The organism is Lysinibacillus sp. EB271-A1-10B (assembly GCF_058791335.1).
Window position 1 is genome coordinate 1 of sequence record NZ_JBYTDL010000028.1, and the last position, 20268, is coordinate 20268.

General features: G+C 35.1%; 20 protein-coding genes, 2 pseudogenes and 1 riboswitch. Of the genes and pseudogenes, 18 read left to right on the top strand and 4 right to left on the bottom strand.

What is annotated here, in order from left to right; translation table 11 throughout:
• The first annotated feature begins 714 nt into the window (after positions 1 to 714).
• Positions 715 to 978 (top strand): hypothetical protein, encoded by a 264-nt coding sequence (locus AC3WSK_RS23135; RefSeq protein WP_427482348.1) that lies wholly within the window; start codon positions 715 to 717, stop codon positions 976 to 978.
• Between the two features lie 225 nt (positions 979 to 1203).
• Here the strand turns inward: AC3WSK_RS23135 and AC3WSK_RS23140 are convergent, their stop codons facing one another.
• Complete coding sequence (locus AC3WSK_RS23140) at positions 1204 to 1359, bottom strand: hypothetical protein (protein ID WP_427482350.1); 156 nt, start codon at positions 1357 to 1359, stop codon at positions 1204 to 1206.
• A 476-nt stretch (positions 1360 to 1835) separates the two neighbouring features.
• Between AC3WSK_RS23140 and AC3WSK_RS23145 the strand changes: the two genes are divergently transcribed.
• From AC3WSK_RS23145 to AC3WSK_RS23155, 3 genes and pseudogenes are all read left to right on the top strand, one after another.
• Positions 1836 to 2156, top strand: a complete 321-nt coding sequence (locus AC3WSK_RS23145) for a hypothetical protein (protein ID WP_492414755.1) — start codon at positions 1836 to 1838, stop codon at positions 2154 to 2156.
• Between the two features lie 761 nt (positions 2157 to 2917).
• Positions 2918 to 3102, top strand: a riboswitch (Lysine riboswitch).
• Positions 3103 to 3255: 153 nt separating this feature from the next.
• Positions 3256 to 3972: a cysteine hydrolase family protein gene (locus AC3WSK_RS23150; RefSeq protein ID WP_079561318.1), complete on the top strand. Its 717-nt coding sequence runs from the start codon at positions 3256 to 3258 to the stop codon at positions 3970 to 3972.
• 97 nt (positions 3973 to 4069) lie between these two features.
• A pseudogene (locus tag AC3WSK_RS23155) lies at positions 4070 to 5329 on the top strand (APC family permease).
• Positions 5330 to 5689: 360 nt separating this feature from the next.
• On the opposite strand, the gene AC3WSK_RS23160 reads toward AC3WSK_RS23155, so the two are convergent.
• On the bottom strand, positions 5690 to 6166 hold the full coding sequence (locus tag AC3WSK_RS23160) for a GNAT family N-acetyltransferase (protein ID WP_427482355.1): 477 nt from the start codon (positions 6164 to 6166) through the stop codon (positions 5690 to 5692).
• A gap of 149 nt (positions 6167 to 6315) precedes the next feature.
• On the opposite strand from AC3WSK_RS23160, the pseudogene AC3WSK_RS23165 reads away from it, so the two are divergent.
• The 7 genes and pseudogenes from AC3WSK_RS23165 to AC3WSK_RS23195 all read left to right on the top strand — a co-directional run bounded on the left by AC3WSK_RS23165 (position 6316) and on the right by AC3WSK_RS23195 (position 12212).
• Positions 6316 to 6743: pseudogene (locus tag AC3WSK_RS23165) on the top strand (GNAT family N-acetyltransferase).
• A gap of 271 nt (positions 6744 to 7014) precedes the next feature.
• Positions 7015 to 7353, top strand: a complete 339-nt coding sequence (locus tag AC3WSK_RS23170; RefSeq protein ID WP_079561322.1) for a magnetosome magnetite crystal formation protein family — start codon at positions 7015 to 7017, stop codon at positions 7351 to 7353.
• A gap of 14 nt (positions 7354 to 7367) precedes the next feature.
• Positions 7368 to 8132 carry a MerR family transcriptional regulator gene (locus AC3WSK_RS23175; protein ID WP_427482356.1) on the top strand — a complete coding sequence of 255 codons (765 nt, stop codon included), beginning with the start codon at positions 7368 to 7370 and terminating at the stop codon, positions 8130 to 8132.
• 430 nt (positions 8133 to 8562) lie between these two features.
• Positions 8563 to 9111 (top strand): hypothetical protein, encoded by a 549-nt coding sequence (locus AC3WSK_RS23180; RefSeq protein ID WP_492414754.1) that lies wholly within the window; start codon positions 8563 to 8565, stop codon positions 9109 to 9111.
• Positions 9112 to 9530: 419 nt separating this feature from the next.
• On the top strand, positions 9531 to 10592 hold the full coding sequence (locus tag AC3WSK_RS23185; protein ID WP_492414753.1) for a suppressor of fused domain protein: 1062 nt from the start codon (positions 9531 to 9533) through the stop codon (positions 10590 to 10592).
• A gap of 209 nt (positions 10593 to 10801) precedes the next feature.
• Positions 10802 to 11650, top strand: a complete 849-nt coding sequence (locus AC3WSK_RS23190; protein ID WP_492414752.1) for a metallophosphoesterase family protein — start codon at positions 10802 to 10804, stop codon at positions 11648 to 11650.
• A 91-nt stretch (positions 11651 to 11741) separates the two neighbouring features.
• Entirely contained in the window at positions 11742 to 12212 is a 471-nt protein-coding gene (locus AC3WSK_RS23195) for a DUF4259 domain-containing protein (protein WP_492414751.1), read from the top strand.
• Positions 12213 to 12458: 246 nt separating this feature from the next.
• Here AC3WSK_RS23195 and AC3WSK_RS23200 read toward each other — a convergent pair whose 3' ends face one another.
• Positions 12459 to 13610 (bottom strand): immunity 26/phosphotriesterase HocA family protein, encoded by a 1152-nt coding sequence (locus AC3WSK_RS23200; RefSeq protein WP_492414750.1) that lies wholly within the window; start codon positions 13608 to 13610, stop codon positions 12459 to 12461.
• A gap of 286 nt (positions 13611 to 13896) precedes the next feature.
• Here AC3WSK_RS23200 and AC3WSK_RS23205 point away from each other — a divergent pair, with 286 nt between their 5' ends.
• The 4 genes from AC3WSK_RS23205 to AC3WSK_RS23220 all read left to right on the top strand — a co-directional run bounded on the left by AC3WSK_RS23205 (position 13897) and on the right by AC3WSK_RS23220 (position 16371).
• On the top strand, positions 13897 to 14331 hold the full coding sequence (locus AC3WSK_RS23205) for a GNAT family N-acetyltransferase (RefSeq protein ID WP_079561328.1): 435 nt from the start codon (positions 13897 to 13899) through the stop codon (positions 14329 to 14331).
• A gap of 10 nt (positions 14332 to 14341) precedes the next feature.
• The gene (locus AC3WSK_RS23210) at positions 14342 to 14821 is read left to right on the top strand and encodes a nucleoside 2-deoxyribosyltransferase (RefSeq protein ID WP_079561329.1); all 480 of its coding nucleotides are present in this window, start codon (positions 14342 to 14344) and stop codon (positions 14819 to 14821) included.
• Positions 14822 to 14833: 12 nt separating this feature from the next.
• A complete protein-coding gene (locus AC3WSK_RS23215; RefSeq protein WP_079561330.1) occupies positions 14834 to 15151 on the top strand; it encodes a YbjQ family protein in 318 nt (105 codons plus the stop codon).
• Between the two features lie 245 nt (positions 15152 to 15396).
• Positions 15397 to 16371: a helix-turn-helix transcriptional regulator gene (locus tag AC3WSK_RS23220; protein ID WP_240518262.1), complete on the top strand. Its 975-nt coding sequence runs from the start codon at positions 15397 to 15399 to the stop codon at positions 16369 to 16371.
• Positions 16372 to 16457: 86 nt separating this feature from the next.
• On the opposite strand, the gene AC3WSK_RS23225 is transcribed toward AC3WSK_RS23220, so the two are convergent.
• Positions 16458 to 16886, bottom strand: a complete 429-nt coding sequence (locus AC3WSK_RS23225; RefSeq protein ID WP_079561331.1) for a DUF5301 domain-containing protein — start codon at positions 16884 to 16886, stop codon at positions 16458 to 16460.
• A gap of 93 nt (positions 16887 to 16979) precedes the next feature.
• On the opposite strand from AC3WSK_RS23225, the gene AC3WSK_RS23230 reads away from it, so the two are divergent.
• The 3 genes from AC3WSK_RS23230 to AC3WSK_RS23240 all read left to right on the top strand — a co-directional run bounded on the left by AC3WSK_RS23230 (position 16980) and on the right by AC3WSK_RS23240 (position 20101).
• A complete protein-coding gene (locus AC3WSK_RS23230; RefSeq protein ID WP_492414749.1) occupies positions 16980 to 18668 on the top strand; it encodes an AAA family ATPase in 1689 nt (562 codons plus the stop codon).
• 301 nt (positions 18669 to 18969) lie between these two features.
• The gene (locus AC3WSK_RS23235) at positions 18970 to 19503 is read left to right on the top strand and encodes a TetR/AcrR family transcriptional regulator (RefSeq protein ID WP_079561333.1); all 534 of its coding nucleotides are present in this window, start codon (positions 18970 to 18972) and stop codon (positions 19501 to 19503) included.
• Positions 19504 to 19681: 178 nt separating this feature from the next.
• Positions 19682 to 20101, top strand: coding sequence for a DUF3995 domain-containing protein (locus AC3WSK_RS23240; RefSeq protein ID WP_079561334.1), 420 nt, complete (start codon positions 19682 to 19684; stop codon positions 20099 to 20101).
• Positions 20102 to 20268 lie beyond the last annotated feature (167 nt).

A 20268-nucleotide genomic window follows, 5' to 3' on the forward strand; every position in this document is an offset into this window, starting at 1 on the left:
AATTGAACCGCCGTATACGGATCCGTACGTACGGTGGTGTGAGAGGTCGGGAGCTAATCACTCCCTCCTACTCGATTGCTTGGTTAGTTCGTCTTAGGTAAATTGAAATCAGTCCTGTTATTTTGATTAACAAAGTTAATAAGCAACTCTTCACCTGTAAGCTCTGTTAATATACATTTAATCAAGTGCATATAGTGATTCCCGGTCTCTAGCAACGAATTTGGCACCGTGATCGATACAGTTGAGATTGTTTTACTTCCTATAAGTAATTAAATAACCTCATGAGATTTCTCTTTTTAAAAATAAGTATGTAAATGTTTAAAAAGATTAAAAATTCGCAATAAATATAGGATTTAATAATGTAACAATATTACGATCATGTATATTTCCGCTTACTTTAACCTTTAATGATTCTGCTTTATTTAAATTAATTTCGACAGGTATAACAGAATCAGATGGTGATAAGGAGAATGCTTTTACAATACTACCATCTGAATTCATCATAGGTGAGGATCACGACATGAAGTTATCCTAACAGATACATAGGGACTCTTTAAAATTTTACGTCAATAATCGACAATTGATTGGTCTCGTTGCAAAACTTTGTAAATTAATAGTGAATATTGTTACTACCTTGTGAATATAATAGCCACATGCAGTTTAAGCTTTTAATTAATTTATTAAGGAATTAGGATGAAACAAAGGAGTGTAAAATTGTCGATTTCAAATCCTCAATACGCATTTTTAGAGGTTGATTTTCATAATCCTAATTTAACTAAAGTAGAACTAAAGGTTGAGAATATTTCCGAAGGAGTACGGGAAAATAATGAACTCGTAGGAAATACAAAAATAGCATCGAAAATAATACCACCTAATGTATATATAAAATTAAACTGGATAATAGGATTGCTCTTATTGATACCAATAGATATTTATTGTATTACGGCTTTAGTGGTATCTGAATTCTTATCAAAATAAAAAGTTAAAACTACCATTGTCTTAGGTTATTCTTAAGATCGAATGCGAAAGCGAAACAGTGTGTCATGAAGGAAAAAAGTAAGTGGTAATCAGCCCGGAATTATTTCCGTTTTTTTTGTACTTTAAGAAATCGAAAGAGATGGATCTAGGTGATGTTTACACAATAAGAAAAGCCCCAATACACACCTATTTCTAAGGTGAATATTGGGATTTTGTTTATCACTATTAACGTTTATTTTCATTTTGAATATTACTGAAATCTACTTCTTCAGCGAACTCTTCTCTGTTTTCATTTTTACGTTCTCTGTTAGCATTTTGATTTTGATTCTGCTGTTTTTTGTTGTCTTGAGTTTTATTATTTTTATGTTTATTATTACCCATGTCATCTCACCTCCACCATTAGTGTGAGAGAAAGATGATTTTTTATCCGCATAACTTACAATTAATTAGTGAAATATTTGTGATGAAACAAAAGGTATGGATATAGTAACATTTTCACCTCCACTTTCTGAGAACGCAGCCGGTAATGTTAAATCACTTGTTAGTGGTTACTTGTCTCATCTTAGAAAGTTTAATTCTTAGATTCTGATGGAACTGCAGATCCATCTGCTCAAGCAGAAAAAGACTACTAATCGTGTATATACTCGTAAGAAGAAAATGGAAGTTGATGTTCCTTATCCATCGATCGAGCGGGTTGAGTTTTATCTTGTAAAGTGGGACGGCCTTAAGATCTACCAAAGAAAATGATAAAAGAACTAATTTCCAGTAATGGATTCTTTTGTTGTGCAAAGGATTGAAGATATTTTCGAAGAGATTATATAATGAAGCATGTGTTAAAATTTTTATGGAGGTGGACTATGAAGACGGAAATGATTATGACCGTAGTTTTAATTTTAGGAATGGTAATCTTAATAGACAAAATATACGGAAAAATTAATATAGAAAATTATTCTCCTATTTGGGAGTATTTTTCTAAAGCAATTCTCTATGGGTTTATTGCTAGCGTTACACTATTCTATGGAAAGGAATCGCTAAGAGATGTTAATCCACTAGAATGGGCCATCATTGCAGTTTCAGCAATAGAAGGAACAGGAAACTATATTAATTATGTAAAAGAATCAAAAAGAAGAAAAGAAGAAAAGAAGAAAAGAAGAAAAGAAGAAAAAAGAAAGACTTGAGTTAATCAAACTTAGATACATAATGGAAAATAATTCTTCAACTTAATAGAGTTGCTTATCAAAAAGGGATTGCCTATTAGCGAAGGTGGTTGTGCTGCTGCTGCGACCTTTTATTACTGTTTTATATCATGATATTTTTAGTAGCGTAGAAGTAAATGTATATGCTCAATAAAACGGAATATAATTTTAGAGGTGCCTTACTTATAGCTGGTAATATAAGTAGGGCATTTTTGTGTATTAATAGACTACTTAATTAGAAGCTTGTTTTTCTGAGAAGTTTTTTACTATGTGTTAGATGATTTTTTTCTATAGGACAAAAATTTTTAAAAAAAATTGCGTGGGGGGTAAACCTCCCTCTTCGAACAATTGTTTACGGCGTTAGTCGGAATCCACTATGATTTGGGTAATGCTAAATATGGTAGCCCAAAATATTCCTAAAGGGGTGGATGCCGTGCAAACTCGGCAAAATAATCAAAATTATCGCTGGGGTAATTTATGAATTATATTGTGAATCGTGAGCGTTAATAAGGGAACGGTTTATAGGTAATGAAAAATCAAGAGGTGAATAATTAAATGCTTATACAATTGTTGATGTATTGTGGTATTTATTGTAAATAGTTATTATTTAAACTGTTTTGATTGTCATTTTTTTGTGGTTGTGCGCGATAAATCTTATAAAATATAGTAGATTTTAAAGTTGACATATAAAAAACGCAATAATATAATTATTTAAAATAATCAAATAATTCACACTTTTCTGATAGTTAGGTAGAGGCGCGGCAGTTAACAGTACCTAATGGAGTCCGAGAAGATGAAGAAGTTAGATAGAAGGAAGTGTCGCCGAAGTATGTGATGAGTTCTCGCCATCATATACTGGGGCTGTAGCGAATAGTTGCAGGACTGTCTTCGTAAACATACGTGTTTATGAAGTTGTGCTATCTCTGTTTAGACAAACAGTGGGAATTTTAAATGGTCGATTCATTTTAAGTTTCTAGAAATGAGTAGGTCATTTTTGTGTTAGACAGATTCTTTTACACAAAGAGTCTATATTTTATTTGTCTATACATTTTGGAATCAGAGGTATTTTGGAGGGGATTTTATGGATAATACATCAACATTATATTATGAATTTTTACCGACTGACGGTCAAAAAATAAACGTGAACCCTTATAAAACAGCATTACTAATAGTAGACATGCAACATCAGTTTATTAGCCGAGACGGATTAGACGCGCAGGTTGCAAGAGAAAAGGGCATGTTTGATCAGTGGGAATACTTTTTTGATCGTATCGACAATTTAACGATCCCGAACAATAAAAAGCTTTTAGATTTTTTCCGTACTAATAAATTAGAAGTAACATTTGGTCGCATTGCTTGCCATCATAAAGATGGACGAGATCGTTCTCCTGTACAACGCCGGACAGGGTGGAACAATATTTTATTGCCAATCGGTGACCCAGGAGCGGAGATGGTGGATGAATTAAAGCCTCTTGATGACGAAATTGTTGTAAATAAAACGACAGATAGCGTATTAAGTGGTACGAATTATGAATTTTTACTGCGTAATATGGGCATTGAAACAGTAGTTTGTACAGGTGTTGTAACAGATCAATGTGTTGCTTCAACAGTTCGAAGTTTAGCTGACGCAGGATTTGAAGTTATTTTAGTGGAAGATGCATGTGCAGCTGCAACGCAACAGCTTCATGATGCTGAAATTATGATTATGAATCAAATTTATTGCCAAGTGATGAGTACAGATGAAGTAATTGATTTAGTAACGGAAGAACTATCAAAACGCGAACCAATGAATCTGTGAGAGGAAATGGACTATGAGTCAAACACCAAATGATCATACACCACAGTTAAAGCGTGTTTTAACATTAAAAGATTTAGTCATTTATGGTATTGCTTTTATGACACCGATTGCGCCAGCTTATATTTATGGCTTTGCAGCAGAGTCTACAAGTGGAATGTTGCCATTAGCCTACTTGATTGCGATGGTTGCAATGATGTTTTCTGCATATAGTTACGGTCGAATGGCTGCTGTTTTTCCAAATGGAGGGTCGACTTATACATATACCCAACGTGCTATCAATCCGCATTTAGGTTTTTTTGCAGGTTGGGCAATGTTTATGGATTATGTCTTAGTGCCACTCATTGTATTCATGGTAGGTGCTTCATATGCGAATGCATTAATACCATCTGTTCCGTATTGGGTATGGGTGTTATTAATTGCAGGTATTATAACTACTGTCAATATTCTAGGTATTGGCATCGCAGCAAAAACAAATCAAACCCTCGTTATGTTTATGGGAATTGTAGTCGTTATTTTTGTGATTTTTTGAGTAAAGACAATTGTCGGTGCGGAAAGTGATACGTCGCTCTTTACTGTTGCACCGTTTTTCAACGATGAAAAATTCGTTATGTCTGCAATTATTTCTGGTGCAACAATGGCCTGCTTCTCGTTTTTAGGGTTCGATTCGATTACAACACTTTCAGAAGAGGCAGTCAATCCAAAAGAGGATATTTGGAAGGCAGCTATTTTAGCTTGTTTAATCGGAGGACTTATTTTTATTGTGCAAGCATATGTAGCTCAGCTTGTATGGCCTGATGTTACAAACTTTAGTTCAGCTGATACGGCTTTATTTGATGTAGCGGAAAAAGCAGGTGGTGCAGTTCTTGCAACTCTTTATACGGTTGCGATTATTGTATCAACAGTGACAGCTGGTTTAACAGGACAAGCAAGTGCATCTCGTTTAATGTTTAGTATGGGGCGTGATGAGGTACTTTCGAAAAAGTTTTTCACACATTTACATCCAAAATATCAAACACCGGTATACAATATTTTATTGATGTGTGTGATTAGTGTTTTAGGAGCGCTGTTTTTATCAGCAAATTTTATAGCAGAATTAATGAACTTTGGAGGTCTGACAGGATTTATGTTTGTCAATTTGTCAGTGATCGTGTATTACTTCTTCCGTAAAAAAGAAATGAAAATAATTCGATACTTATTAATTCCAGGGCTAGGATTTGGTATTTGTTTCTACTTATTTATTAATTTATCACCGATGACATTGAAGGTAGGCTTTATCTGGCTTGCAATCGGTTTTATCTATGCTTTCATTACGACGAAAGGCTTCAAAAAGAAACCACCAACATTTACGGATTTATAAAATACCGAAAGAGCTTAGAGTAAATTTCTAAGATAAGTCAGTTATCTAGTATTGGTAATTTTTATCGATGTTAGGTACCTGATTTATTTTTATACAGGAATATCTTATACGAAAGTAAAATACTCGCAGTATAAAATATCTTTACTTACGGGTATACCCTTAACAATCCCCCACATCCTTCCTCGATGAGCTGTGTTTAGAGGAGCAACTCCACAATTCATAAGCCAGTTTGCTGCATTATCTCTCTGAGCTTTTGTTAGGTACTCCACAGCATTCAGATAGACGATCAACAAGGCCGTATGTTGTAAGGGGAGAACAAAAAAATCACCCATGTCATGAAGAGTGATTTTTGAAAATCTATTAAAGGTATAGGTTCATAACAAACTGCTCGCCAATACGTCCCATTCTTCTTTCACCGTTATCGACAAAGCCAGCTTTTAAATACAAATTTTGAGCCGGAGTATTTTTATGATTAACGACTAAAACGACTTCATTACAATCTTTAAATTTTCTTTTAATAAATTCAGGCAGTGCAAGCATCCCTTTTTTTGCATACCCATTTCCTTGCTGTTTATGGTCAATAGATAATGCAGTAAGCAGCATAGCTTTTGGATTAGTAGAGTACTCTTTCACTCTATCAGTTGCGTGCAGGACAAAAAATCCTACAGGAACATGGTCACTCAAAATAACAATCGGATATTGACCAACCATTTCTATAGAAATCTCTTTTGGAAGGGCAGTAAATTGACTTTGTTCTTCCGTAAGGTCAAAGTCATTCAAACTATCCACATACTCTTCAGAGAAATGTACTAATTCGAGGGTGTTCGTTTTTTGCATAAAATTGCCTCCTTTTTTTATTATTCTAATACCAGAACGAATGTTCGTCAAGAGACTTGGTTTATAAACGCTTTAATTTGATGGTGAAATATAGGAAGCAATACACATATATATTTAAGGGAATGACAAACAAATTGGGGGAATGAACAATGGTTTTACTTACATATAAAGTAGAGAAAAACGAGCTAATAATGTTAAAAGAAGTTTATCAATCGGTAGGATGGAGGAACATGACGAAAACATAATAAGGAAAGTTTTTAATGCAAGTACACATCAAGTTTTCGCAGTAAAAGATCATCAAATTATAGGGTTTGCGAGAGCTCTTTCAGACGGTGTCTTTAATGCTGCTATTTATGATGTTGTAGTACATAAAGATTATCAGGAAAGAGGGATTGCCAGAACTCTTTTAGAGGACATTATTCAGCAATTAGAGGATGTTTCTTGTATTCAGTTAATTGCAACAACAGGAAATGAACCTTTTTACGAAAAGGTTGGCTTTAAAAAGTTGAAAACTGGTATGGCCATTTACAAAAATCCGCAACTAGCCGAGGAGTACTTGGAAAGTAATAATCCTTGATGAGGAAAATGTTTTTAGTAAGTCTATATTCATTACAAAAAAAGCTGTAGCGTACGGCACCGCTACAGCTTAATATTGTCTTGCTTAGGTTAGTCAGTAAATGAATTATATCATACAATACGAAAAACTAAAAATAACAACAGCTATTTATTACATATGAATTATTTAATGAAATTGTCCTTGAATCTCTAGTAGCGTCACCTTTTATGATGAATTTAGTTACTCAATTCAAAAGGTAACAATCAAATAAGCTATTGGAGGAATCTGCACAATGAAAAAAGAGCGTTTATTAAATAGAGGATTGGCAAGTTTAATGCATCTGCTCTCACTAATATTAACCTTTATTTTACCAATATTGGTATACTTAGTATCGAGGAATAATAATAAATATTTTGCTGACCATGCAAAAGAAGGGATGAACCTTCATTTTACTTTCTTCCCGGTTTTTTTATTATTAACATTTATTTCTAAAAAATGGAGCGCAGTTTCAATGATTTCTTTTGCACTTATTATTCTTGAAACAATACTAATTTTAGTTGCTGCAATTTATACTTTATATGGAAAAAAGTTTTCTTATCCCGTTATACGTTACTTTAAAGTCAATCATTAAGGAGAGAATAATTTGTGGGGAAAGGTATATTTACGATAGGTGAGCTTGTGAAAAAGTCAGGTGTTAGTATTAGAACACTACGCTATTATGACAGTATAGACCTACTGAAACCAAGTGATTATACAGAAGGTGGACATAGACTATATTCTACAGAGGACCTATCTACTTTACAAAACATTAAGTCATTACAGTTTCTAGGCTTATCGCTAAAGGAAATTAAAGATATGCTGCAAAAAAACAAGATTAAAGGTGAAATTATCTTAAAATCTTTAAACAATCAAAAACAGTTATTTGAAGCTAAAAAACTTGAAATCATAAATATATTATCCGATTTAAACCATCTTATTGAAACAGTGAAAGATGAAGAAATTATCAATATCGAGATATTTTGTGCTATGCTACAAAAATTAATGTTTGCTGAAAACACCGAAACATGGTTTAAAGAACACTTTTCAAAAGATATAACTGATGAATTATTTAGTATAAATAAATCTGAGGAAATCGATTTAGATAGAAAATGGACTAAAATTTTATCAGAAATTAAACATTTAACGTTTACAGACGCTATACCTTCTTCAAAAGAAGCTCAAGAAACTGTTAGAACACTTATACAGCTTATGAATGAAACCTTGAAAGGGAATTTAGATTTAGTTGAAGAAAAGCTACCATTTACAGAAACATTCAAATTTCCAAATCCTTTTACAGAACAGGAGCAACTATTTTTAAAAGAAGCAATAAGTATATATCAAAATAATTGTCAGGAAACGGTGGAGAATTAAAGGATAATCAAGCATGAAAACGCAGATTAAAAAAATGGATAGCATGGGAATTGCACCCTACTTGTGACTAACAAATGGGGTGCAGACCATTATTAGTTATCTGCTTTACTCTTTCTTCAGTTATCTAATAAACAATTAGCTCCCAAACTTTCATCACACTCTTCTACAATCACATTTAACATCATATCCTCTCGTACATACATATACCCAAGTACTCAGTGACACACATAAAAATACGATTCAAAACATATAAATAAAGGTGGTTTAAAAAACTCTAAAAGCATTTGTGGAAAATTAAGAAAATATTCAGTTTTTACTAAGAAAAAATATAGTATCATATTATATACTTATAAAAAAAGGAAATTAATGAAACCGATTGAATATTTAAAACGTATTGGAAGTAGGAAAGAATATTGAAGTAGGTGAGGAAATGGTACACACCATTTACATAGTATTAACAAAAACAGGTACATTATTATCAAAAGCTATAGGTATGTATACTGGAAAAGAGATGAATCATGCGTCCATTGCTTTTGATGAGGAGCTCTTTGAAATGTATAGCTTTGGACGTCGACAATTAAACAATCCTTTAAGTGGGGGATTTTTACGAGAAGATGCAGTCAGAGGGCTATTTGAAACAGCTGATTGTGTCATTTATCGTTGTAGAATATCCCATGACCAATACTTAGCCATGATGAAGATCGTACATTATATGTATTGGCATCGCGATCGTTATAAATATAATTTTATTGGGCTCTTTGGCGTTATGATGCAAAGGGAGGTTCGAAGAGAGCGCGCCTATTTTTGTTCGCAATTTGTGGCGATGCTTTTAAAGGTAGGTGGGCTGAGTGTTTATCAAAACCCAGCATTAATGACACCCCATTGCATCTCACAATTACCTTATTTAGAACAAGTATATGCAGGGAAGCTTGCAGATTATTTACAAAGTGTGCGTTCACCAGCAATGTTATACGGTTAAGGACAAACCTCGAATCACTCTAATTATTTTTTACCTTCGCTATTGATAACGCCTCGGCATATTTAGATATCGTCGAGGCTTCATTTGATGGCCACTCTAGGCCAAGGTCGATATAGATTGTCATTGGATATGATTCTTTAGTCCCGATAATTTACTCGGCATTCTTCGTCAATCAATGAACATAAAACTATTCTGTTATAAAATTAAAGGTCTTCAAGTTGGGTATTATTCTCATTGTAGTATATTATATACTTTAAAGTAGAAGCTGAAGGTTATATTTTAGTAATAAAAGTAAAATGTCAGTTATAGAAATCTACCGTCTCAATAGTTGGGAGATGAATAGAGTTTAAGCTACTTTTCAGCGGGTGTCCTAACATCCACTAAAAGGAAGTTGAAAAATACATAAGGGGGCGTTATGGATGAGTGAAGAATTAAATACATCTGGCTGGGATGCGATTGATGAGGAGTTATTAAAAATTTATGGGGAGCAAGAGCCGAAGCATTATGGAACCGTTATTCCCTATTTATTAGGGGGCGAAGATCCGCTTGAAGGAATTAGTGCATATAAGAGTGAGACACCGGTTCCGCACTGGCATTTTGTCACTTATGGATTTTCCGAGTTATATGAGAAAGAATCTGAAAATGCTGAATACAGCGGATATGGGTTTGAGTTAACATTTCGTCTTGCCCGAAAGGAAGATGAGGAGGAACCACCTGCGTGGGCGTTAAATTTGCTACAAAACATGGGAAGATATGTGTTTAATAGTGGCAATGTTTTCAGATCAGGTGATTACTTGGATGCTAATGGTCCAATCTGCGAAGGCGAGGACACGCTTTTAACGGCACTTGCCTTTACGATAGATCCCGAGTTGCCTGCTATTGAGACACCAAATGGACAAGTGGAGTTTATTCAAATGGTCGGTATTGCAGGTGATGAGCTTGAGGCGATGCAAACGTGGAATACAATGGGCGTGCTAAATGCAGGACTTGAGTATATTCCGAGCTATGTTACTGATTTATCTCGTGCATCTCTTTTACAGATTCCATCCATTGCAGAAGCGGTAGCAAAAGGAATGGAGGAAGGGGGTTCTAGTACCGGCTTTTTATTCGTAGACCAATTAGCTTGGGAGCAGGGCAAAAAGGGATTGTTCAGCAAACAATCTAATAAGTTAACACTGGGGGCAAAGCAAGCGGGAATAATCGGCAAGCTATTACGCGGACGGATTTTAAAAGAGAGAAGTCTGACCTTAGTTAGTCAAGAATTCCGTGTTGTATTTGAGCCGGGTGAAAAATGTGGGTATAACGTGGAGGAAACGGATGTTACCATTACTTTAAATGACAAGGCAGTTAAAGAACTCACTCAAAGCTTGATGCCGCAAGAACAAGAGTTTGAAGTATCCTCTATACCGGGGCTTTCCATCCAAATTGCAAAAACATATATTAAAGATCAGCAAGGAAACGTTGTGGAAACAATCGGATGATAAAATATAGTCTCCCGCTAAAACGAACTGAAATCCAAATGATGTGCTTTGGGTTCGTAGTGGGAGATTTTTTTATTAATAGTAACGTGGAACAATCGAATCTAATGCTCCAAAAGATAAGTTTGAATGAACTAGAAAAAGAGAATTTATTATTCGCATGAAAAGACGAAGTACTACTTTAACTCCTATCTGTAAGGGGAATATCTTAAATGAAGAAACAGACAAAAAGAGCATTGAAAATCGTTGATATTGCCGAAGAGCCTTTAGAGAAATTACCATACATTACAGCTGTATCAAAGGGAGTGGGTATTTCTTATGAATGGCTTCCTGTTTATTGGGGAGAGATGCTTGAACTGCCAGAAGAGCTGGATGCGATAATTATTGCTTCTGATTTACAAGGAATCGCAGGTCATAATCGAGAAACGATAGAAGAAGCTCCAAAGCTACTGGGTGAGGAACTTGCGGAGGTGCTCTCCCTTTTGTTTCAAATCCATTTACCAGATTTGGACCCAGCCAAGGTGATGGTTTGCTTATGTGGAGATTTATACACTGATCTAACGAAAAGAGGTGCTAGCGGTAATCCTCTGCCTGTATGGAGAGCTTTTCAGAGTCAATTTGGATTTGTCACAGGCATTGCAGGAAATCACGACCTATTGACGAATAAGGAAAAAGTTGAATTGGATTCTACCTCAGGTATACATTACTTCTCGGATGGGGGCACGATCACGTATGCAAATCTTGCAGTTGCAGGGCTTGGAGGAATCATAGGTAGGTCAGATAAACCGAATCGTATGGGAGAAGCTGATTATTTAGCGATACTCAGAGACATTTTAAGACATGTTCCCGACATCCTGCTACTTCATGAAAGTCCGAAGATTAGCTCACAATGTCTACCTGGGAATCCACATATTTGGAATGAACTACAGAATGCTGCTGAGCTTCTGGTATGCTGTGGCCATGTTCATTGGGGTACACCACTAGTTGAAACGAATGATAGGTTACAGATTTTAAATGCGGATGGACGTGCTTTTATTTTCACTGCTGCGACATTAAATTAGAAAAGATTTACTTAATGGGAGAAGCTTCTCAAGCAAAAGGGTAAGACATTTGTAAGAAGTATAATATTTAAAATATGAAAGGAGTCTTAATATGGGGGCATGGGGATATAAGCCATTAGCAAGCGATGAAGGCTTGGATGTAGTAGATTTTTTAGAGGACTATATCCATAGTAATTTAGAATCAAATCATTTAGAGCTATCTGAGGTTATCAATGCGATGAAACGAAAGGGGTTTTTCGGAGAGAGCTTCGATGATATTGATTTCCTTTTCGATATAAGTGCGATGGCGCTTGCAGAGCTTTATATAATGTATCTTGATACAGGGAAATTAAATGATGCAGAAGACAAATTTGAAAAAATACACTCAATAAATGCGGATGAGGAATCATTGAAGTTTATATTAAGATATTTAACTGATATTAGAGCTGAAGTTCCAGATGCTGATGGTATTAGGGAAATCGTTGAATTATGGCGTGAATCAGAATGCTGGATTGAATGGAAATCTAATTTAGAGTTTCTATTCAGTAGAGTTGAAAAAGAAATTGTCCATTCTTTAAAGTGATATTGGAATGGGCATTTCATCTTTATGTAAAGAGCTTTTTTCTCTTTTGAAATCTGGTAGTTATCAAGAGAGTACAAGCTCTTTACTTTTACTACAAGGGAACAGAGCTACGCGATAGCTTATTTCTTCAGAAATGATTTTATTTCCCTCGTATACGATGTCATAATGAAATCCCCATTCAACGCAATAAGATGGTGGCGTTCATTTTTCTTTTTGATGAGAGCCCATGTTCCTATACCTATTTCTTTATTTACGCGAAGATAAGTAATCCAAATACTCTAACCTAGTAAGCCCACCTGTTTGACGGTTGAATTCATCATATGTAATATCCTCTGGTAAGCCAAATTCCGCAAATGCCTGCTTGCGGTCTTTAGCATATAACGGATGCTCCAGTGAATGTAACATTGCTTGTTCTCTGGTAGTATCAAACCATTCGACGTTGATGCCTGCATATACGCCATAATTAGAAAAACGACTTGCTGCTTTAAAAGAAGTTTCTTTTTCTGACTTACTAATTGTTCCTGTTCCCCAGGAAAGGCGGTAGCGTTTTTCTTTTCCATAATCAATGGTTATACCGTAACCAAGTGGCAACAGAATATCTGTTTCGGTTAGCGTTTTGTGTCCAATTTTTTCGTAGCCACCTCGCATAAAATGATCGTCCATGACAATCAATGTTTGTTCAGCTAATGGAGCAGATGTAATATGCTCTATATTTGGTAAGCGATTTCTTGTTTTGAATAGATAAGGTCGAATGAAAAGCGGCATCGTCATTACATTATTCCATAGGCTTTCTTCCGAAAACAAACCATCTTTTTGCATTTTGCGTAAATCCCCGACGACAAGCACATAGCCATCTGTGAATAAATCAATTTCAACTCGGAAAATATCTCCTGGAACAGCTTTATAGCGCAAGCTTTTTTTTCTTGAGAGTTTTTCCAATTTCTCATTATAATCTGGTGGTAAATTGGATGGATACTGTTGTAGCCACTCGATCAATTCCTCTTTAGTTGTTAAATTTTCCATGTTTGTTAGTGGCAATTCGAAAAGGGTTTTCGCATTGCGAGCGACGATGTAACTAGATGGCTCATTCCCTGTCCCCACGCCAGCAGAGAAAACAACCCCATTCGCTTTAACACTGGAAATATGGGTGTAATTCATTTTCTTCTCTTTACCGCGTGCAGTTTTAGGGAGAATGACTTCACGATTTCGTGTCGATATCTCCACATCCGATTCCTGATAAACCTGCTCACTAACCGAGATACGTTTTCGAATGATATCACCATCCATGCAGATGAAATAGCCACTTCGTATTTCAATCGTATCCCAATGCTCTTCTATTTGATGTAGTCCAAAAGAAGGACGGAGCGTATTTGTTAGCCAACTGTTGATATGTGCCATGAGCTTGCCTCCCATTCATGTGATAAAATTGATTAATGGATTATGTCAAGTATACTGAATGCTTTTAGCTACGAAAATATTTTATATAAAAATATCCATGAAATAGTTAATATTAATTATTTAAATTGATTGCACTGGGGAAGAAGGTAACCCTTGTATAAAGGTCGCCATGAGTTTTCTTCAACTTTGAATCTTGTCCTGAAAACTAACGATAATGCAATGTTCAACATTATCGTAAAACCTTTTTCTGCTATAATTAATGACAGTTGAGATAAGGATGATAAAGATGCAGATTGTTACAATTGAAGGCGTTCCCTATGATTGGTTGAAGCGATTGCAGGAAATTCATGCACATGTATTTGATGGAGCCAATTTACCATTAGAAAAACTTGAAAGTAAAGAGGGGCTCATTTGTTTATTAGCAGTAAAAAATGAGAATATCATAGGTTTTAAACTAGGTTACACATATCCAGATGGTGTTTTTTATAGCTGGTTAGGTGGTGTCCATGAAAAGAAACTTGGTCAAGGGATTGCCAGTCAATTAATGAAACAGCAACATGAACATCTGCAGGCACTGGACTTTAAAAAAGTTCGTACATATGGTAGGAATGAGCGAAAGGCGATGCTCATCACAAATCTTAAACACGGATTTGATATTGTCTCAACTTTTGTGGATAAAAAAGATCGACATAAAATAGTGTTTGAAAAAATATTGGAATAGGAGTTTTAACATGAAGGCATACTTAGCAAATGGATTATTTTCTTTAGGAGATCGTTTAGTTAACGAACAGCTCGCTGCGGCAATTAGAGAGGCAGTACCCGGTATCGAATTATATGTACCACAGGAGAATGATGCGATAAACGATAAAACGGCCTATGCGGATAGTTTGGCGATTGCACAAGCAGATTTAGAAATGTTGCAAAATAGCGATGTATTAGTAGCTGTTTTAGATGGTGTTGAGATTGATTCAGGTGTAGCAGCAGAAATAGGTGCATTTGCGATGCTGGATCGTCCAATCGTAGGTGTCTTTACAGATGTTCGTCAACAAGGTCGGGACAATATGATGAAAATAGAGGCACTTGTACGGGACGGAATTGAAAATCAGTTTGTTTATCGTAATTTATTTGTTATTGGTTTGATTAAGCGCACAGGAGTAATTACTACTTCCATCGTTGAAGCTGTTCAAGCTGTTCAAAAATATAAAAAATAGAAGGAGACCTGTATGCTATTATCAACAACAGATATTGTGGCAGGAAAAGAGATTGTAGAAACGATAGGTTTAGTAAAAGGTAATTCAGTACAATCAAGAAATGTTGGTCGTGATATGATAGCTGGACTTCGCAATATTGTCGGAGGAGAAATGAAGGAGTATGCAGAAATGCTCGTTCGATCCCGAGAAATTGCCACGCACGCTATGGAGGAAGAAGCAAGACGACTAGGGGCAAATGCCATTGTTGGCGTAAGATTTTCCACATCATCTGTGATGGATGGTACATCAGAGGTATTAGCATACGGAACAGCAGTAAAAGTAAAGGAATAACTGCTAAGGGCTTCAATCAACAAGGTTGGAGCTCTTTTTTATTTGCTGCTTCGGAATTCATTGGTAAAAATAAAGTTAATTCTAACAAAAGCATAGTATGTTTAGTCTGTTTAATGGTTTTTGTTGTTAATTAGTATATATCAATTATACCAATATTGTAGAAAATTTATAGTTAAAAGGACTAATAGTGTCCATCTAATTTTGTATAATAGAGTTGTAACTATGAAGAAAGAGTGGGATATACGGTGGATTCACAACAAAACAAAGGCTATCGTGTCATTTCGATGTTTGACAGACTAATAGATGGTCAAGGAATTAACAAAAAACAAGAAGCATTTACACATAATGTTGGTGAAAAAACAATACAACGGGATTTGAATGAAATTCGAGCGTATTTGGAAAAAGCTAAATTGGATAGCCATTTACAATATGTTCGGACAGAAAATGTGTACAGGCTGACAAATACAGGGGAAAGTAACTTATCGAAGGAGCAAGTTTTAGCGATTGTTAAAATTCTGATCGAATCAAGAGCGCTGCTAAAATCAGAAATGAGCGATATTATAGATAAGCTTATTTCGATTGTTGCAGCTGATAAGCAGGAGTTTATTCGCAATATTATTTTAAATGAAAAGCATTTGTATGTAGATTTACATCATAAAAAGTCTCTATTGCGTTTAATTTGGGATCTGTCAGAGGCGATTCAAAAAAAGAAAATCATTAAAATTGATTATTTACGTGAAGGTGAAGCAATTCCGACAGAAAAGATTTTAAAACCACTCGCCGTTATTTTCTCAGAATACTACTTTTATTTAATTGCTTACGATAATAAGTACGAAAAGGATTTGCCCATTGTCTATAGAGTCGACCGTATACAACATTTACAAGAACTCGAACAAAAATTTCAAATACCCTATACCGAACGCTTTCAAGAAGGAGAGTTCCGTAAGCGTATTCAGTTTATGCATGCTGGCGAGCTGTTGCGTATGAAATTTATCTTTAAAGGAACATCCCCGCAAGCGGTTTTAGATCGCTTACCAACAGCAAACATAGTATCTAAAAAAGATGAGCAATATTTATTTGAAGCAGAAGTTTTTGGACATGGTATTAAAATGTGGCTACTGAGCCAAGGGGCAAACATTGAAGTGCTAGAGCCAATTGAGCTTAGAGAAGAGATCATTGAAACGATTCAATCGATGCAGGAAAACTATCGCTATATATAATAAATAAAAGCTATCCACAAATAAACGATAAAAATCCGCGTAGAATCTAATCGAAGCGGATTTTTATCGTTTAAGAGTCAATATATTTAAAAAAGATCCTCAAAAAAGGCCATATTAAAATGATCTAAAAGCTTGTAATCTTTCATATAGTTTTCCTCATACAAATAAACGAATAAATGCTTTGAGTCATCTAATCGAAGGCCTATTTCTCTTTTATCATTAATACGTAATGTTAGCCAATAAGCCTCGTCATAATCTGAATTGGAAAAATAGACTTTTCGAAGCGGCTGATTTTCAAATTGCTGCATTATTTGATTGATTGTAGCTACATCTGTAATAGTGATTGTTTTATTATCAGAGGAACGGATCAATTCAATTTCATTAATTTGTTCGATATCAAATAGTTCAATAACCTCCTTATCAAATGTTGAATCGCGAGTTAAAAATATGGTTGAAGCATATAAGATGAGAAGAGGTAATAGGATGCCGAATAATATTTTGTATCGTTTTTTCATGTTAAACTCCTTAAATTCTGAAAATTTGTACATATGTATTCTTTCCCACGCTATAATTGAGCATATACTGAATGGATAAAGGATGGCAACCAAATGACGCATAATCATGAAGAAAAAGAGATATTGTATCCAGATGGTACATTAATGTATCGTGGCGGTGTGAAGAAAAATGACTTTGGTCATGACATTTATGATGGGAAGGGTACGCTATTTGACCAAAAAGGCGAGCTTTTATTCGAGGGAGAATTCGTCAATCATATGAAGCAAGGTAACGGCATCATGTATTTAAAAGGCCAAATAATATACCAGGGCGAATTTATTCAAAATAAAAAGCAAGGTAATGGTATTTTATATAAGGGCGGTCACGTATATTACGAGGGGCATTTTCGTAATGATTTGATGGAAGGTTACGGGGTTTTATATTATGAGGAAGATGGTATTGCCCCATTTAAAGACCTTCGTGAACAGAATCCACATTTAAATCAGCCACAATATGAGGGTGATTTTGTTCATGGCATGAAGAAAGGCAAGGGAAAGCAATATTATCCAAGTGGTTTTTTACAATATGAAGGTGATTTCATATGGAATCATATGCAAGGGGCAGGAAAGCTGTATTATGGACCAGAATCGCCAAGTGCTGAGGAGCTTGCAAAGGGCATAACATCCCTTCTGTACGATGGCTATTTCTTTGAGAATATGAAGCATGGAAAAGGTAAGAACTATTCCAGACAAGGTGTACTTGAATCGGAGGGGCAATTTAAAGAGGATGCGATGACAGGACAGGGTATTCTTTATTATGCTAATGGGCAGGCTTCTTATATTGGGGAACTTGTAAATGGAGCAAAGCATGGCCGAGGAGATTATTTTAATAAAGAAGGAAAAAATATTTATAGTGGTGAATTCATTAACGATGAACGTTTACGAATAACACCAGAAATAGAACGAGAGATTGAAAAATTACAGAAGCAGCTTGATGGACTTGTAGGACTTCCTAATGCCAAGAAGGAGTTACATAATTTAATCAATTTCATAAAAATTCAAAGCTTACGTGTCGACCATGGTTTAACAAGCGTCCCAATCACCTATCATCTAGTGTTCTCCGGAAATCCAGGTACAGGAAAAACAACAGTGGCGCGTATTATAGGCCAAATATATAAGCATCTTGGTGTACTCTCTAGCGGTCATTTTGTGGAAACGGATCGTGCAGGCTTAGTAGCAGGGTATGTTGGTCAGACAGCTTTGAAGGTACAGGAAGTTGTGAATAAAGCAAAGGGTGGCGTACTCTTTATAGATGAAGCCTATTCACTAATCAATGATAGACAGGACGCATTTGGGAAAGAAGCGATAGATAGCCTTTTAAAGGCGATGGAGGATTTACGCGATGATTTAGTTATTATCGTTGCTGGTTATACAGAGCTCATGGAAGAATTTTTGCTTGCTAATCCTGGGTTTAAATCGCGTTTCAATCATTTTGTGCAGTTTGATAATTTTAGCACAGATGAGCTTTATGATATTTTTGCCATGCTATGTAAAAATAATGATTACCAGTATGAGGACGTATTTGCACACCATATGAAGGAGCAATTGCATCAAATTCCAGTCGAATTCATTCCAAACTTTTCGAACGGTCGTTATATACGAAACTTATTTGAAAAGCTCGTGACTATTCAGTCAAACCGTCTTATTCAACAGAAAGACATTACAAGAGAAGCATTAATGGAATTTACAGAGAAAGATATTTTGCTTGGTATAGCAGAAAATTTATTTGATAATACATTTTAACTCTTTCAGCGGATTCCGGACGCAATTATACAGAAGCATGATGAAAAGATGTCATTGAGGCCAAAGATTAATAAAATTTGGCCTCAGCTAAGTATAAATTTGAAAAAAGGAGAGTAAGATGAAAAAACTTTTTGCTTTTATATTAATATGCGCTTGTATTTTACCAAGGGTGATGAATATAAATATTACGATCAACAATAATATTAAAGTACATAAAAAGAATGAATAATTGACAAAAAATGAAAGTAATAGTAATCTAACTAAAAAAACATACGCAACCGTATCTTATTGGAGAGATAACATGCAATTAACGAGGGAAGATTGGATAAAAGCAGGGTTACAACAATTAGCTGATGAAGGAATACATAAAGTTCGCATCGAAGCACTTGCTCGATTGCTAAAAATAAGTAAAGGGAGCTTTTATCACTATTTTCGTGACCATCAAGAGCTGTTGGATTCTATGCTTGACTATTGGGAAGTACATGCAACAAAGCTTATTGTTCAAAGTATGGAGCACCCGGATGCCTCATTAGAACAGCTGTTACAAATTAGTTTTAATCGAGATAAAAAGATGGAGATTGGCATTTATACTTGGGCAAAATATGATCCTGTTGTTGCAGAACGCTTAGTGAATATTGAAGAACAAAGAATTTCGTGTGTTGCGAAATTGTATCAAAAAATAGGCTTAAAAGAAACTGAATCAATGAATCGAGCGAGGCTTGCTTATTTGACGTATGTAGGATGGATGACAAGGTTTGAAGAAAATCCTAATTTTGAAATTGAAAAAATGGTTGAGCTTTTAACTTCTTTCAGCGGGTATCCAAACAACCGATGAAATAGAGGGATTCAGTCTAAAAACGCCCCGTCCTGTGGGCAAAAAACATCATGCCGAGGCATAACTGATTATTCGATAATAAATGTCCCTAATAGGATTATGAAACCTGAAGGGACAAAATTTTTACTATAAACATACGCTTGTGTATGTTTTGAATTGAAACATTGGAGGCGAAAAAATGAAATTACTTTTAATAGTAGCTATAGGTCTTCTGTGGTTTATTAGTTTGTTGCATATTTATTGGGCTTTTGGAGGTCGTTGGGGTTCTACCGCTGCTATCCCTGTAAAAGAGGGTGAGCAAAAGCCTGCTTTTACTCCTAAAAAATGGGGAACATTATTCGTAGCTATTCTAATTATACTGGCTAGTGTCATTATTGTTGTTCAAGGAGGTTATTTGCAGCGGTTCCAATCAAATGTTTTATCTAAACTCGGAAGTATTGTTTGTACTTTCGTTTTCATTATTAGGGCACTTGGTGATTTTAAGTATGTTGGATTTTTTAAAAAAATAAAACACTCTCAGTTTGCTAGATACGATACTTGGTTTTACAGTCCATTATGTTTATTCTTTGGAATAGTCTATATTATTCTGTTGTTTTAAAATATAAGTTTTATATGGCAGAGAGCTTGTTTTTCGATAAAAGCCCAAAAAGTTTCGGTAAAATGAGGTTTTGTTTCGATAAAAGCTCAAATAGTTTCGATAAAGAGCGATTTTGTTTCGATAAATTTTCAAAGTGTTCAATTTGAGATTCCTAAATGTGAAAGAGT